Annotated in this window: 8 protein-coding genes; 3 read left to right on the forward strand and 5 right to left on the reverse strand. The window is 59.0% G+C overall.

Features of this window, described 5'->3' with window-relative positions:
- Positions 1–67: 67 nt before the first annotated feature.
- Positions 68–1,501: a hypothetical protein gene (locus Enr13x_RS11685; RefSeq protein WP_145386210.1), complete on the reverse strand. Its 1,434-nt coding sequence runs from the start codon at positions 1,499–1,501 to the stop codon at positions 68–70.
- A 511-nt stretch (positions 1,502–2,012) separates the two neighbouring features.
- Here Enr13x_RS11685 and Enr13x_RS11690 point away from each other — a divergent pair.
- The gene (locus Enr13x_RS11690) at positions 2,013–4,862 is read left to right on the forward strand and encodes a TolC family protein (protein WP_231744222.1); all 2,850 of its coding nucleotides are present in this window, start codon (positions 2,013–2,015) and stop codon (positions 4,860–4,862) included.
- A gap of 245 nt (positions 4,863–5,107) precedes the next feature.
- Here the strand turns inward: Enr13x_RS11690 and Enr13x_RS11695 are convergent, their stop codons facing one another.
- Positions 5,108–6,223, reverse strand: a complete 1,116-nt coding sequence (locus Enr13x_RS11695; protein WP_145386211.1) for a cysteine desulfurase family protein — start codon at positions 6,221–6,223, stop codon at positions 5,108–5,110.
- A 492-nt stretch (positions 6,224–6,715) separates the two neighbouring features.
- Between Enr13x_RS11695 and Enr13x_RS11700 the strand changes: the two genes are divergently transcribed.
- A complete protein-coding gene (locus Enr13x_RS11700) occupies positions 6,716–7,966 on the forward strand; it encodes a DUF1559 family PulG-like putative transporter (RefSeq protein WP_197455966.1) in 1,251 nt (416 codons plus the stop codon).
- Positions 7,967–8,084: 118 nt separating this feature from the next.
- Here Enr13x_RS11700 and Enr13x_RS11705 read toward each other — a convergent pair whose 3' ends face one another.
- The gene (locus Enr13x_RS11705; protein ID WP_145386213.1) at positions 8,085–9,053 is read right to left on the reverse strand and encodes a type I phosphomannose isomerase catalytic subunit; all 969 of its coding nucleotides are present in this window, start codon (positions 9,051–9,053) and stop codon (positions 8,085–8,087) included.
- Positions 9,054–9,414: 361 nt separating this feature from the next.
- Here Enr13x_RS11705 and tatC point away from each other — a divergent pair, with 361 nt between their 5' ends.
- Complete coding sequence (gene tatC / locus Enr13x_RS11710) at positions 9,415–10,692, forward strand: twin-arginine translocase subunit TatC (protein WP_145386215.1); 1,278 nt, start codon at positions 9,415–9,417, stop codon at positions 10,690–10,692.
- 62 nt (positions 10,693–10,754) lie between these two features.
- On the opposite strand, the gene Enr13x_RS11715 is transcribed toward tatC, so the two are convergent.
- Entirely contained in the window at positions 10,755–12,437 is a 1,683-nt protein-coding gene (locus tag Enr13x_RS11715; RefSeq protein WP_145386217.1) for a calcium-binding protein, read from the reverse strand.
- A gap of 968 nt (positions 12,438–13,405) precedes the next feature.
- On the reverse strand, positions 13,406–14,875 hold the full coding sequence (locus tag Enr13x_RS11720; RefSeq protein WP_145386218.1) for a DUF1501 domain-containing protein: 1,470 nt from the start codon (positions 14,873–14,875) through the stop codon (positions 13,406–13,408).
- Between the last annotated feature and the right edge of the window lie 24 nt (positions 14,876–14,899).

Genomic DNA, 14,899 nt, shown 5'->3' on the forward strand with positions numbered 1-14,899 from the left:
TATCCCACTTATTTATCGACAGGCTGGAAGCCTATCCCACTTGTTTTCCGCCCGGGACGTTAGACGCTCAAGTGTCCGTCAGCATTGCGGCGGCGGCGAGTTGTTGGATCTGACGGAGTTTGACGAAGTTGTCGCGATAGAGCACCGACGTGGCTTCTTTCATTTGCCGCAAGTCTTCGCGAACCTGGTCAAAGTATTCCTTCAACGCCACGTTTTCGACTTGGTGTTGGGCGAGATCCTGTTCGAGCTTCAGCTTTTCCTCTTGTCCCTTTTCCAACATGCCCAGAGTGGCGGCGATCGCGGCGTCCAAGACCTGTTTCTCGTACTGCATTTCGGCGATGCGGATATCGAGTTCGCTGATTTGCAATCGAATGCGTCGCAAGACATAGCGATAATCGTTGAGCGGTCGCAGGTAATAGGTGTCGACCAGCGAGGCGACTTTCTCTTGATCGATCAGCAGTTTGGCGGCTTCCTCTTTGACGACCAATTCGTCGCCGACGGCAAACGTGATCGACCCGCCATCGGCGCGTTGTAGACTGCTATCGACCGCTCGTCCGTTGTTGTCAAAGAAGCCGCCTTCGAGCGCACCACGTTGCTCGGGGCTGTCGACGTCGATCGTGTACTTTTTGTCGAATCGGACTTTGATCCAGCGGGCCGCGGGGTCTTCCGGGGATCCCCGTTGACCGTCGCGGAGGTAGTTGGCGATGGTTTCTTTGTTGGACTCTTCCCGATTGGCTCGCAAGATCATCTTGACCAATTCGTCGTCGACGCGTCCCAGAATGTTGTCTTCGTCTGCCTTGCTGCCTTCGGCAATGAAGGGCTCGTGACCGTCCAGGGGCAACATTTCGTAGAGGGACCAACTGGTCGCCCGACCGCTGTTGATGGCGTCCAATTGGTTGCGTTCCAAGGGGAACGTCGGGGCAATCGTGACCACATTGGGTTGGCTGGCGATCACTTTGAACTCGCCCAGATAAACCATCGGGACGGGTTGTTCCAGGTCACGGAACTTGCCTTCGGCGAACCCATAAACGACCAAGCCGACGGGGACCAAGGGACCGGCCGCGGCATCCGCCTCCGGGGCCGGCTGACCGGGCACGACGGGGGCGGTGTTGGCTCGCAAGATGATCTGGCCGGAGGGATCGGCGCCGCCGAAGGCCAAGCTTCGCCAGCGGCGGCCGGCTTCGGTGCCGAGGTTGGACAGCTTCAGCGACAGCGATTTCAAACCTTCGGCTCCGGTCGCGCCACCGCCGTCACCAAATTGCAGCTGGCGATTCTCGTCCTCGACATTCGCCAGTCGCTTTTCCAAGTCTTCTTTGATCTTGTGCCACGCCTGGCGACTTTTCAGCACGCCTGCGGTCGGGAACAGCAGCACGATCGCCAGCAACATCGCGATCACCGCGCTGGTGATGTGGTACCAACGCCACTGTTTGGCCGCTTTGACCACCATCACGACGAAGGCGATGAACATCGCCAACAAGACTGCCAGAATAATAAATTTCATGATGGTTGGGCGGCGACAGATCGTCGTCAGAGGAGGCGATTTTTAGGGGCCCACGCGGTGCGGCGCCGGCGTCTGAGGCCTTCGATTAGGCTCGGAAACGGTTTTGGTGCGGAAAAGGTGCGGGTTTCCAACCGTTGGATACTAAGTTGGGCAAGATAGAGCGTCAAGCATTTCTATGGTTTCGGAGCATCTTGCCTGGCCGATTCAGTCTTCCTCTGCCCCAATCGCCAAATTCGCGGCTGATTCGGGCAGGCTTTCCGGCTGTCAGGGGATTTCCAGAGTGGGGGCGTCAAGCCGAATCACCGTCACAGCCGGAACAACCGGCCCCCCTGGCGTGCCAAAACCGCCCACTCGGCTGCCGAAACGGTGATGATTCGATTCCTTCTTGTCCGAATCGATGGTTGGGTTGTTCTGGCAATGCCAATTGAACGACTCGATTGACTCGCAGCGATTTGCCTTTTGGTAGCAATTCGCCGCATCGTAACCATTCGAACGGAATCGCGGATCAAACGTGGCTACAAAACAGACCTTGCGCAAAGTGCGAACGAGCCGGACCGGGACCTCGGGCAAACGAAACCGCTTCGCCGCGGCGCTGCTCAGCGCGTCGTTGGCAGCCCTCACCGGGTTGAGCGCGATCGGATGCCACCGCCAGTACTACCGCAAACAGGCCGACCAGGAGGTCCATTGCCTGTTGCAGGAGAAAACCTCCCATCTGGCACGGCGACCGAATGCCGATTTGGGGATCGATGTCGACCGACGCAGCCGGATGTACAACCCGTTCGACCTGGATTTTCAACCCATGCCGATGGACGATCCGGCGTCGCATCGCTACATGCAGTGCGTCGACGGGCGTCGCGGCTACCCGATGTGGGACGCGGCGGGATTCACCAATTCGGTCGAGAACCCGGACTGGTGGCAGTTCTTGCCGCTCAACGAGGACGGTGTGCTGGTGATCAACGCCGACACGGCGGTGCAGATTGCGCTGCTGCATTCGACGGAGTATCAGCAACAACTTGAGACGTTGTATTTGTCGGCGCTTGATGTCAGCAGCGAACGATTCCAGTTCGACACGCAATTCTTTGGTGGCAGCGGCGCGTTCTATGACATGACCGGTGGGGGCGACAGTTCCGAACTAGGAGTCGGCGCCACCGGCCTCAGTTTCAATCGGGCGTTCACGACCGGTGGAAGTCTGGTGGCCGGAGTGGCCAACAGCATCGTCTGGGAACTCAGCGGCAACAACACGCAAAGTGCGAGTTCGCTGATGAGCTTCGAGCTGTTTCAACCGCTGTTGCGACAGGCCGGTCGAGACAAGGTGATGACACGGTTGACGCTGGCCGAGCGTGCCCTGTTGGCCAACATTCGATCCTTTGAACGATTCCGACGCAGCTTTTACCTGAACGTCACCGTGGGCCGAGGACTGGAAAGTCAGGTCCGCCGGAGCGGTGGTGTGTTCGGTGTCGGACTGTCTGGCTTCACGGGGTTGGGCAGTGGTTTGGTCGGTGGTGTGAGCACCGGTGGTGGCGGCTTCGGCGGTGTTCAGGATGCCGGCGGGTTCATGGGGTTGCTGCAGGATCAACTGCAGATCCGCAACCTGGAAGAGAACATCGCACGGTTGAGCGAGAACCAGTTGGTGTTGGAAAACACGCTGATCGAATTGTTGACGACGATTCCGGATGACCCCCAAGAGATTGTCTCGCAACGATTGCAGGTCGCCCAACAAAAGAGCGCCCTGTTGAATTCACAAAGCCAGCTCGTGACGCGACAAGCGGCCTACCAAGCCTCGCTGGATCGATTCATGGGCACACTCGGTCTGCCGCCTTACATCTGCGCACGGATCCAAGACCCGCTGTTAGAGCGTTTTGAACTGATCGATCGCGACTTGCGTTCACGACGCGAGCAACTGATTCAACTGCGCAGCACCGTCGGCGAACTCAACCTGACGTTGCTCGGTGAAACAGAATCAGGGACCGATCCGGATACGGGACTGCCGGTTTCAAGGCTGTCTTGGACGCCGACGGTTGAGGAGACGGTCGGTCAATTGCAGGCCGAACTGCAGCCACTGGAGGCATTCCTCGCGGAGCTTCAGCAGGATGACGCGCCGAAGGTGGCAACCGACATCGAAAACCTGGCCGAAACGATTCCGTTGCGAATCAAACAGAATGATCAATTGCTCGAACTCTACGAGACCGAACGGGAGAACATTTGCACGCTTCTTCAGGTCGACAAGATTGACGAGTCCGTGTTTGACGTCAGTGAACTCGCGACCCTGCAGACCTACTTGGGGAATTCTTATGACGCCTTGATGGGGCGGTTGGATTCGTACCGGGCGAACTTGGCGACCATCAATGCCTCGCTCGATCGATTCTTGAAGGAGGGGCCCCAAGGCGAAACACCGACCGAGTTGTCCAAGAAGATCCGCGAAGAGCTGATCCTGGCGACGCAGGACCTATTGTCTGACTTGGGCGATGACATCCTGACGATGCAACTGATTCAGGCTCGCGCCCGCACCGAAAGCGCGTTGCTGCCGGATGTCAACATCCAGCCCGCCGAGGCCTTTGAGATTGCTCGGCGGAATCGTCGCGATTGGGCCAACGCTCGGGCGGCACTGGTCGACAGCTGGCGCGCGATCGAGTTTATTGCCGACGACCTGGAAAGTTCGCTGGACATTCGCGTCAGCGGCGGTGTCGGAACCGCGGCGGGGGAGAACAATCCCTTCGCACTCCGCGGAAAGTCGAGCACGTTGAGCGTCGGACTGGAATGGGACGCTCCGATCACGCGACTGCAAGAACGCAACACCTATCGGCAGTCGCTGATCGAATTTGAACAAGCCAAACGTGGATATTACGAATTCGAAGACAGCATTTGGTTGTTGTTGCGGGCACAAGTCCGCCAGTTGCAAGTCAACCGCGTGAACTTTGAATACGGACGCCAGGCGGTTCGCATTGCGGCCTCGCAAATCGAGTTGAATGGAGACATTCGCGAACTCCGCGACGCCCGCGGACTCAGCAGTGGACCGACCGCGGCTCGCGATACGATTTCCGCACTCGGCGATTTGCTGGACGCCCAGAACTCGTTGCTCAACATCTTCGTCAACTACGAAGTGATTCGCCGCGGATTGGACTTGGATCTGGGAACGATGGAACTAACGCCCGAAGGGCTGTGGATCGATCCCGGTCCGATCGATCCAGAATACTTGCTGTCGCTGCCGGGAACGACCACCGAAGCGGTCCCCGGTGGAGACTGCAGCCGTTGTGGCATCCGGATCAAGAACCAGCCCCAGCCGCCAGATTTCCGCGGCGTCTACATCAACGAACCCGCGCTGTTGGAAATCAACCAGGTCGGTTTCGAAGAAACACCGTAGGCGGTAACTCGTTCCCAGGCTCTGCCTGGGAACGCAATGCCGGTGTGGCTCCGCCACACGTTTTCGGTGGTCGCGAGGCGGGAGCCCTACGCCGTGAACGATTTATTCCCTGTGTTTGTCGAGGTTTTAGCGGCAGGGCGCAAGCCCTCCGGTTCCGCATCTTTGCCAACATACCGGAGGGCTCGCGCCCTGCCGCTAACAAATCGTTCACGGCGTAAGGCGGGAGCCTGGGAACAAGGGCTTGGCTACGAATCAAACGCTTCGGCGATCAAACTTGCGGCGCGTTCGACTTGTTCGTTGCTGGTCGTCCAACCGAGCGAGACGCGGAGGGTGCGACCGATTTGAGAATCGCTGCGTCCGATCGCGCGCAGGGACCGCGTGAACTCGTCCGGCGGTGAATGCGCTTGAGCGGTCGCCAAGGCCAATTCTCTGGCCGAGTCGTGGATCCGCCGCGCGTCCCCGGGCAATTCCAACGCAACGGTGTTGGGCAATCGCGGTGAAGCTTCGCACAGCACGAGCGGCGGGGTCGGCAGTTGCTCTGACAAATGGTCGACAAAGTGGTCGCGGAGTTCGGCCAATTGGTCGTTGGCTTCGACACAATAACGCTCGGCCAGACTTGCCGCGGCGCCCAGGCCGATGCAGCCGGGGATGTTCTCGGCTCCCGGACGCAATCCCATCTCACGCGGTTCGCCAAAGGTGATCGGGTCCAGTTGCAAACCACGGCGGACATAGATCGCGCCGGATCCCTTGGGGCCGTAAAACTTGTGACCGCTGATCGCAACGGTGTCGGCGCGCAAGTGTTTGACGTCGACCGGGACTTTGCCGAACATCTGGGTCGCGTCACAGTGGACACAGATGCCGCGGTTGTGACAGCGGTCGGCGACTTCACGGACCGGTTGAATCGTTCCGACGATCGCATTGGCACCTTGCAGACAAACCAGACGCGTGTCGGCCCGCAGCATCGCTTCGACCTTCAGCGGCGAGATGATGCCCGAGGGCGCACAGGGAATTGTCTCGATCGTCCAGCGGGGATCCCGCCGGGGCAAACCGGACAGGGGGCCCAAGACGGACTCGTGCTCCAATTGGCTGACCAACACGTGTCCCGGTTCGGCGGCCCCGAGTAGTCCCAGGATCGCCAAATTGTTCGCTTCGGTTCCGCCGCTGGTGAAAACAATTTCGAACGACTCGCAACCGGCCATCGCCGCAATGCTTTCCCGCGCACCCTCCAGTGCTTCGCCGACCGCGTGGGCGTGCGCGTGCTCTTGGCCGGGCAACATGTAGTGCGTCGACCAATACGGCTGCATCGCCTCGAGGACCGAGGGCGCCAGGGGCGTGGTACGATTGAAGTCGAGATAAATCACTGAAAAGCGGGGGGCATCGACGCCGAGATCGAAACGGCCTAAGAAGAAAAGTAAGGGATGGGGGACGCAACACAATAATCAGCATCCCAGAGTTTTGCAGGTTCCCGGCCTGCTTCCTAGCGGTGCTCCCCCCATCGGTGAGGCCTGTGGCGTAAGCTTCCAGCTTGCGATTCCGGCAACGCAAGCTGGAAGCTTACGCCACTTATTGTTCCGAATGCCCCCTCCGTCGAGGATGCCGATCGGGCTTCCTGGGCGACTGTGAACGTGGCGTTTGCCGTCGTTTTGATGCAACATCCCGTCGCCGGCGGCGATTTTTCTAGCAATTCAAGGTCGGATGCATTTGCACTCCCCGGCAAATACCGCGATAATGAAAACCGATCCAATCGTGCGGGAACCGATTACAAACCAACGCCGGCCAGTTCGCATGCCGTGAAGATCCGACAGATTCGGATCACTGGTCTCTTCTTCTCTTTTCGTTCGGAACGCGAGCAAATGAAACGTCAATCAAAGGGTTTCACCCTGGTGGAGTTGCTGGTGGTGATCGCCATCATCGGAATCTTGGTCGGCTTGCTGTTGCCCGCCATCGGTGCCGTTCGCGAGCGGATGCGAAACGTGCAGTGTTTGAACAACCTCAAGCAACTGGGGTTGGCAACCCAGACCTTTCACTCCAACAAAGGCCGGTTGCCGTATTACACGAATCTTTATGGGAGCTTTGCTGGCGGCAGTGACCCCGCGGTTCCCGGTGGTCCCGTGATCGCCCCGCACCTGAAGATCGGTGGCTACGGGGTTGAGCTTCTGCCGTTTCTGGACAACCAGCCGCTGTACGAGCGTTGGTCACTGAATAAATTCCCCGTGATCTCGGAAGACGACGGTGGCGGGGTTGCGGCCTGGAATGAGTTGTCGGGCGCTACGGTGGACGTGTTTCGCTGCCCCAGCAGCACGGTTTCACGAGGCCGATTTGGCTACAACAGCTACGTCAGCAACAACGGCTCGGTCGATTCGGGGTTCAACAATGCAAACCCCAAAACATTCGTTCAAATTGTGATCGACAATCAAAGTGCCGCCGGAGCCGCATTCGTTTTCAATCAGTCCGAGAACAGCAAGAACGGTCTGTTCCGAAGCGGTTACATGGGTGACGCGATTGCTCCCGCTTTCTTCGCGGTTTCGGGAGGCAAGATGACACTGGAGGACATCCGTGACGGCCAGACGAACACGGCAATGTTCAGTGAAAACCTTCAAGCACTCGCTTGGTTCCAGCCCGGATTCTGCGCCGGCAATGACATGAAGCAGATCAGTGGCACCGGGCAATTGGATTGGGCACAACCGTCCGCCACGCCCAATCCGTCGTTCGCCAATCCGACGATCATGCAAGCTTACCTGCGGGCGAAATTCTCCACGGGGATGGTGTGGCATTTCGAAGATGATCGCAATGTGCCGATTGTTCCACCGAACCCGCCAAACTATCCGACCGTTCAAGCGGTGCACCGGATCAACGGGACATTGGGGACCACGGGTGCCCAGCGCAATGACATCTTGGAAATGGATCTCAGCAATTGCCGCGATCTTGCGCGACCGACTTCCAACCACTCCGATCAAGTCAACATGGTGTTTGCCGACGGAGCCACCAAGTCGATCTCCAACACCATCGACTATCACGTCTACCAGGCAATCCTGACGCCCAACGGGGCCAAGAGCGAAGTGCCGGTGCCGGACTGGATCATGACCGACGAGTTGTCACAGTAGACGGAGTCGCAGTGGGATAGGCTTCTAGCCTGTCATCTCCGCATTGACAGGCTGGAAGCCTATCCCACTTTCGCATTGACAGGCTGGAAGCCTATCCCACTTTTGCGTTCCGGCCCCGTCACTCGGCCCGCAACACCGTCGAATCGGCGTGGACGGCGATCGAGCATTCGGGCATCGCCGCGGGCAACAACAGGGACTGTCCCCGCCGTAGCTGGATCGATGCGTCATCGGTCGTCAACGTCGCGGTTCCGATCGGGACGGTCAGGATGTGAAACCGTCCGTCACCGCCGACGACCCCGCTGCCGTTTTCCAGCGACGAGAGCACGAACTTGTCACAGGCGACCAGTTGTTGCCAACCGGAGGCCGACGGGTCGCTCTGGAGTGCTTCGACGGGACCGGATTCGTAATCGGTGACCGCCAGCGATTGCTCGATGTGCAATGGCCGCGGGTTTCCGTCGGCGCCGACCCGGTTCCAGTCGAACAGTCGGAACGTCGTGTCGCTGGATTGTTGGATTTCCGCGATCACCAAACCGGCGCCCAGGGCGTGGACGGTCCCCGCCGGAATGAACACGCAATCACCGCGTGAAGGATGAAAGGAGTGCAGCACGCGGTCGGTTTCGCCGGCGGCCATCGCGGCGGCCAGGGCGTCGCGATCGACACCCGATTTCAGGCCCGCATAGATCAGGCTTTCGGGTTCGGCATCGACCACGTACCAGGCTTCGGTCTTGCCGCGGTCGGGGACCTCCATCGTCGCCCCGTAGGCGTCGTCGGGGTGGACTTGGACCGAGAGCACACGATTGCAGTCCAGGTATTTCAAGAGCAGCGGAAACTTGGCTTCCTTGGACGATGATCCCAACGTCCAGGCTGCGTCATTTTGAATCAGCCCAGAGAGGGTTTGGCCGGCCAGTGGACCGTTCTCGACCACGCTCTGATCCTGGCCGTGATCCACGATTTCCCAGCTTTCGGCGTAGTTCTGTTCGTCGCCGATGGGTTTTCCCAGCAACTGCCCCAACTTGCAGCCTCCCCAGAGGGTTTGTTTGATCAGGGGGCGGAATTGGAGGGGATACGGAGATTCTTTCTCAAACATAGTCTTCCTGGAGGTGACAAATGGCGGCGCAATTGGTTCAAATATACGGATGATGAATCCGCGGTCACGAAGATCTGCATGAAAGCGCCAAATGTAGCGGACAAGGACAGTCCGACTTTCCGGACGCTTTTGCTAAACTGTTCGGCTATGGATTTCGGCCGAGCCAAGGAATTCTCTCTGATGGAATTCTTTCTGGTGGTCCGATCGCCGTCACTCGCTGTAGACGGCCGTGTCGGTCTATCGCGCTCATTCAACTTTCCTGGAACAGTGATCAATCGTGGACGCTACGGCTCAACGCAACCCTTCGGCCCGCTCTCCCCAAGCCACACGGCCGAAAGACGATCTTTTCGAAAATTCGACGATGACTTTCGGCGAGCACCTCGAAGAGCTTCGTCATTCTCTCGTCCGTGCCATCATCTGCCTAGGCATTGGACTGGCCGTCGGATTGACGGTCGCCAACCAAGTGGTCCGCTATGTCGCCGAACCGCTCAAGGCGGCGATCGTGGACTTCAACGCCAAGCGAAGTTTAGCAATGCTCGGCTACGAAGACTTGGACGATCCAGATGTTCAGGCCTTGTTGCCGTTGATCACCGAACGCTCGCTGAAATGGCAGGTGATCTACGAGATACCCGACGAACTGCAAAACCTGACGCCCGAATCGATCGAACTGATTCCGGCGGCCGGCTCGAAATCCGAAGCATCGGCTGACAGGGAATCGCCCGAGCCCGAGCCCGAGCCTCCGAACACCGAACAGCCGAACGCCGAGACGCCGAACGCCGAGACGCCGAACGCCGAGACGTCGCCAGACGAGCAGCCCGACACACAGCAGCCTGGCGGTGAACCGGCAAATGCCGAGCAGTCGGCTGAGGCAGCGGCGCCCGACGAGGAACCGATCGCAGAGTCCACGCCCGCGGTCTCGATCGCCGGGGTCGGCGGTCCGGTCGCTGCGACTCCCGGGGCACGCGTCAAACCGCGTGAGATCGCGGACATCTTGCGTGCCCTTCCCGCGGCGTCGGATCTGCGACCCAAAGTCCAATTCATCCGCGACACCAAGGGGCTCAGCACGTTCAAGGTCGAAGAGTCGTTCATGATTTGGGTCAAGGCGGGATTGATCGTCGGTGCGGTGCTGTCTTCGCCGGGCGTGTTTTATTTCCTTTGGCAATTCGTCGCCGCCGGACTGCATCAACACGAACGCAAGTACGTCTATGTGTATTTACCGGTCAGTGTGACGCTGTTCGTTTCCGGCGTGGTGCTGGCATTCTTTCTGGTGCTGCACTACGTCTTGAACTTCCTGCTCGCGTTCAACGGCAGCATGGATGTGGAAGTCGAGCCTCGGCTGACCTATTACATCAATTTTGTGCTGTTGTTGCCGCTGGGTTTCGGACTGGCGTTTCAGTTGCCACTGGTGATGTTGTTCTTGCAACGCATCGGGCTGATCGAAACCGAGATGTATGTCGGCAGTTGGCGGGTGGCGATCTTGGTGATTTTCGTCTTGTCGATGCTGCTGACGCCCGCCGACGTGACCAGCATGGTCGCCCTGGCGGTTCCCCTGATGTTCCTGTACTTCCTGGGGATCGGGATGTGTCACTTCATCCCACGCGGTCCGGGCTTGGGAAGCGGCGCGTACGATCCGGCGTAGGAGCATCCTTGCCCCGGGCCGAACAGAGTCCGAGCGCATCGAACGCTCGTTTAGAAATTGATTCAGGCCAAGCGACTGCTGAGCAGTTGCGTCAACAGTTCTTCGCCGAGGGGTGAGTCACCGCCGAAAATGGTGTCGTCACCGCTTTCACCGAAGATCCAGTCGTTGCCGGTACCACCGAAGATGATGTCGTTATCGGTTTCGTCACCGGCACCGCCGTCGGCGTCTTCTGCGGCGACGTCCGAGGATTCATCCGTTTCTTCGGCCACCGGATCGACGGAATCGCTGTCTTCGGAATCGCTGTCTTCGGCAACGGGCTGGGGATCGATGATGTCAGACTGCGACTCGGGAGCATCCGAAGGATCGCCGCCGACTTCGCCAGTCACTTCACCATCGACTTCGCCAGTCACTTCACCATCGACTTCGCCAGTCACTTCACCGGTGACTTCGCCGCTGACTTCGCCATCGACTTCACCAGTCACTTCGCCGCTGACTTCGCCATCCACGTCACCGGTGACTTCGCCATCGACTTCGTCGGTCGGATCGACGACTTCATCGACGGGGTCACCGGTGGCTTCATCGGTCGGGTCGACAGTGACTTCATCGACGGGTTCACCGCTGACTTCATCTGTCGGGTCGACAGTGACTTCATCGACGGGTTCACCGGTGGCTTCATCGGTCGGGTCGACGACGACTTCATCAACGGGTTCACCGCTGGCTTCGTCGGTCGGATCGACGACAACTTCATCGACGGGTTCACCGCTGGCTTCATCGGTCGGATCGACGACGACTTCATCGACGGGTTCACCGCTGGCTTCATCGGTCGGGTCAACGACGACTTCATCAACGGGTTCACCGGTGGCTTCATCGGTCGGGTCAACGACGACTTCATCAACGGGTTCGCCGGTCACTTCATCAACGGGTTCGCCGGTCACTTCATCGGTCGAGTCGACGACGACTTCATCGACGGGTTCACCGCTGACTTCATCAACGGGCTCTCCGCTGACTTCGCCGACAGGCTCGATCGCGTCATCGCTTGTGTCTCCGTCTTCGCTATCGGGCTGACCGAGAATTCCGACGGTGTCCTCAGGATTCAGATCGGCGGTGGTTTCGGAATCGGATTCCGCGGCCGGTTCGTCATCGCAGTCTTGAGTTTCCGTGTCATCGCTGGTCAACAGATCGCCCAGCGGGGTGTCATCGACATCGGAGCTTTGATCATCGGAGTCTTCGGCCAACGGCGCATCGGACGTCTCGTCGACAATCGTGTCCTCTTCCACGACCGTGTCAGACGGCGTGTCGGACGGTGCGTCGCCGGTCGAGTCGATGATCACGTTGTCGCCGGGACCGCCCAAGATCACGTCGTCGCCACCGCCGCCGAGCACGACGTCGGCACCCGCACCGGCGACCAGAATGTCGCGACCCGCACCGCCCAGGACGACATCATTGCCGCCGCCGGCTCGCATGATGGAATCGATTGACGTATCGTTGACCAACAGGTCATCGCCGCCCAAGGCTTCGAAGATGATGCCATCGATCAGTTCCGCGTCAAAACTCTGCTCCATCGACGCGACTTCGCCGTCGGCGTCTTGGGTTTGCAGTTTAACGACGATAGAGTTTTCCACCGTGTAGACTTCCGCGATGTCATTGCCGCCGGTGCCTTCGATAGACAACGTCGTATCCACAACGCCGATATCAGCAGCCAACAGCTTTCGGCTTTCCAAAGCCTGTACACTCAAACGTTTCATACCTTCTTATCCTTCGATCAAGGTGTGATGGATTGAAACGCGGCCTGCCCATGCAGTGCGATCGCGTTTCAATCGTCCGCCCGCCGGGAATCGTGATGGATTCAAATGCCGGCGAGCATTGAAACGGCGAGGGATGCATCGACCGGACCAATCACGGCCACGAAAAACGTGCGGGGCAAGAAATCACCGTGAATTGCCGGGTGAAAATTCGATGGCAGTGATCAAACGCCAACCGGCAGAAACGCCTGACGCGTAGAACGATTTTCAAACCCGCCTGTAAAAAGTTCCGTCGAGGGGAAAATCGTGGTGGGGAATCACGTCAACAGAAAGACAGCTGCGAAAGAATATTCCGCAGCATTTGCTCATTTCCTTCTGCCCGAGAACCCTCCCCTCGCTGCGCTCGACCCTCCCGCACACGGGAGGGTTACGTCAGATACTTCCCTTGTTCCCGGGCTCCGCCGGACGCCGTGAACGATTTTTTTTCTGGTCTTGACGAGGTTTTAGCGGCAGGGCGCAAGCGGGCTGTCGGTTTAGTGAGTGAGCCGCGACGCGTAAGCGGCCGGGCATCCAGGCGCCCGCCCGAGGCCTGACGGCCAGCGGCTCACCATTGGCTCGACGAATCCCACTCAATCGACAGCCCGAACTCTCCGGCTTGCGCCTTTTTGCCAACACACCGGAGGGCTCGCGCCCTGCCGCTGAAAATCGTTCACGGCGTAGGGCTCCGCCTGGGAATACCACGTCTTGCAGGCTCCGACCTCCTTCTGCCGGCCAGCGGCGTGTGGCGGAGCCACACCGACCGTGCGTTCCAAGGCGGAGCCCTGGAACGAGTTGAAAGCCCTGGAACGAGTTGAAAGCCCTGGAACGAGTTAAATGAAACCCACGGATAGCAGCGCGGACCCACGGATCCCAGGCTGCTCTCCATCGGTGGGTTCAGCTCAGCCTGGCCTCAGCGGACCTGGGTGACACCCCTAACTCAACAACGCCGTCAACGCTTGTGCCTTGACCAACTCTCGCGGCTGGTTCAGGTGGTTGTAGACGATGGTTTCGGGATGGATGCCAAAACTGTGATAGATCGTCGCCAACAACTCGGCCGGATGGACGGGGTTTTCCAGCGGGGCCGATGCGGTTTTGTCGCTCTTGCCGTGCACGTAACCGCGTTTGGTTCCGGCGCCTGCCATCACGGCCGTGTAACAGTACGGCCAGTGGTCGCGTCCGTCGTCGGAGTTGTTGTTGCCACTGGTGCTGACGCCACGTTGTGGGCTGCGGCCGAATTCACCGACGGCGACGACCAGCGTGTCTTCCAACATGCCGCGGTCATCCAGGTCTTCGATCAGCGTCGACAGTCCCGCGTCCAGCATCGGCGCCGATTGTTCCTTCATCCGCTTACTCAATCCGCTGTGATGGTCCCACGAGTGGTTGTCGCTGTTGGCGACCTTGGGCCAAATGACTTCGACGACACGGGTGCCGGCGTCGACCAGACGTCGCGCGAGCAAGCAACTTTGGCCGAAGGTGTTGCGGCCATACTTGTCGCGCAAATCATCCGGTTCGCTGGCCAAGTCAAACGCCTCGCGAGCCCGGCCCGAAACGATCAGCGACAACGCGCGATCGTAGTACTCATCCAGCTCAAAACTCTCGACGGCCTTGTTGATCTCGGGCATCTGTGCGTTGAGCAGATTTCGCAACTGGGCCCGTCGCTTCAGCCGCACGCTGAACACTTCCGGACGCAATTTCAGGTCGTCGATCTTGATGCGGTTCATCTTGCTCATGTCCAGATCATCGCCATCTGGATAGAGCGTGTAGGGGTCATAGGACTTGCCCAAGAAACCGGCCGTCCCGCCCTTGCCGACGACGTTGGATTCTTGCAAGGGCCGCGGCAACATGACGAAGGGCAGCATCGGTTCATCCACCGGCTGCATCTTGACAATGTTGCTGCCGAAATTCGGGAAATCTTTCGGCGAGGGTGGTTCCAGTTGTCCCGACGGACTGACCTTGTCGGTCGTGTAGCCCGTCATCATCTGATAGATCGCCGCGGTGTGATTGAACAGACCGTTGGGTGTGTAGGACATCGATCGAATCATGGTGAAACGATCATTCAATTGGCTCAACTGCGGCAGGTTCTCGGTGAACTTGATGCCCGGGATTTTGGTGCTGATCGGGCTGAACTGACTTTTGACGTTGTCGGGAACGTTTTCCTTGGGATCCCAAAGGTCCAAGTGACTGGGACCGCCTTGCAGATACACCATGATGATGCTCTTGGCTTTGCCCCAACCGGGACCGCCACCGAGCACCTCACCGGCCGAGGCGTTTTGAAGTTGCATCAATTGGGGCAGCGACAACCCCAGCATCCCGCACCCGCCGACACGCAAGAACGTGCGGCGTGACGGAGCCAGGTGGGGATCGCAAAGGTCTTTGGCGGCGAAGCCTTTGAACGAAAGCATGGTTGGGTTCTCCGAAGGGATGTT

This window comes from Stieleria neptunia, from assembly GCF_007754155.1.
In the GTDB taxonomy this organism is placed as follows: Bacteria; Planctomycetota; Planctomycetia; order Pirellulales; family Pirellulaceae; genus Stieleria; species Stieleria neptunia.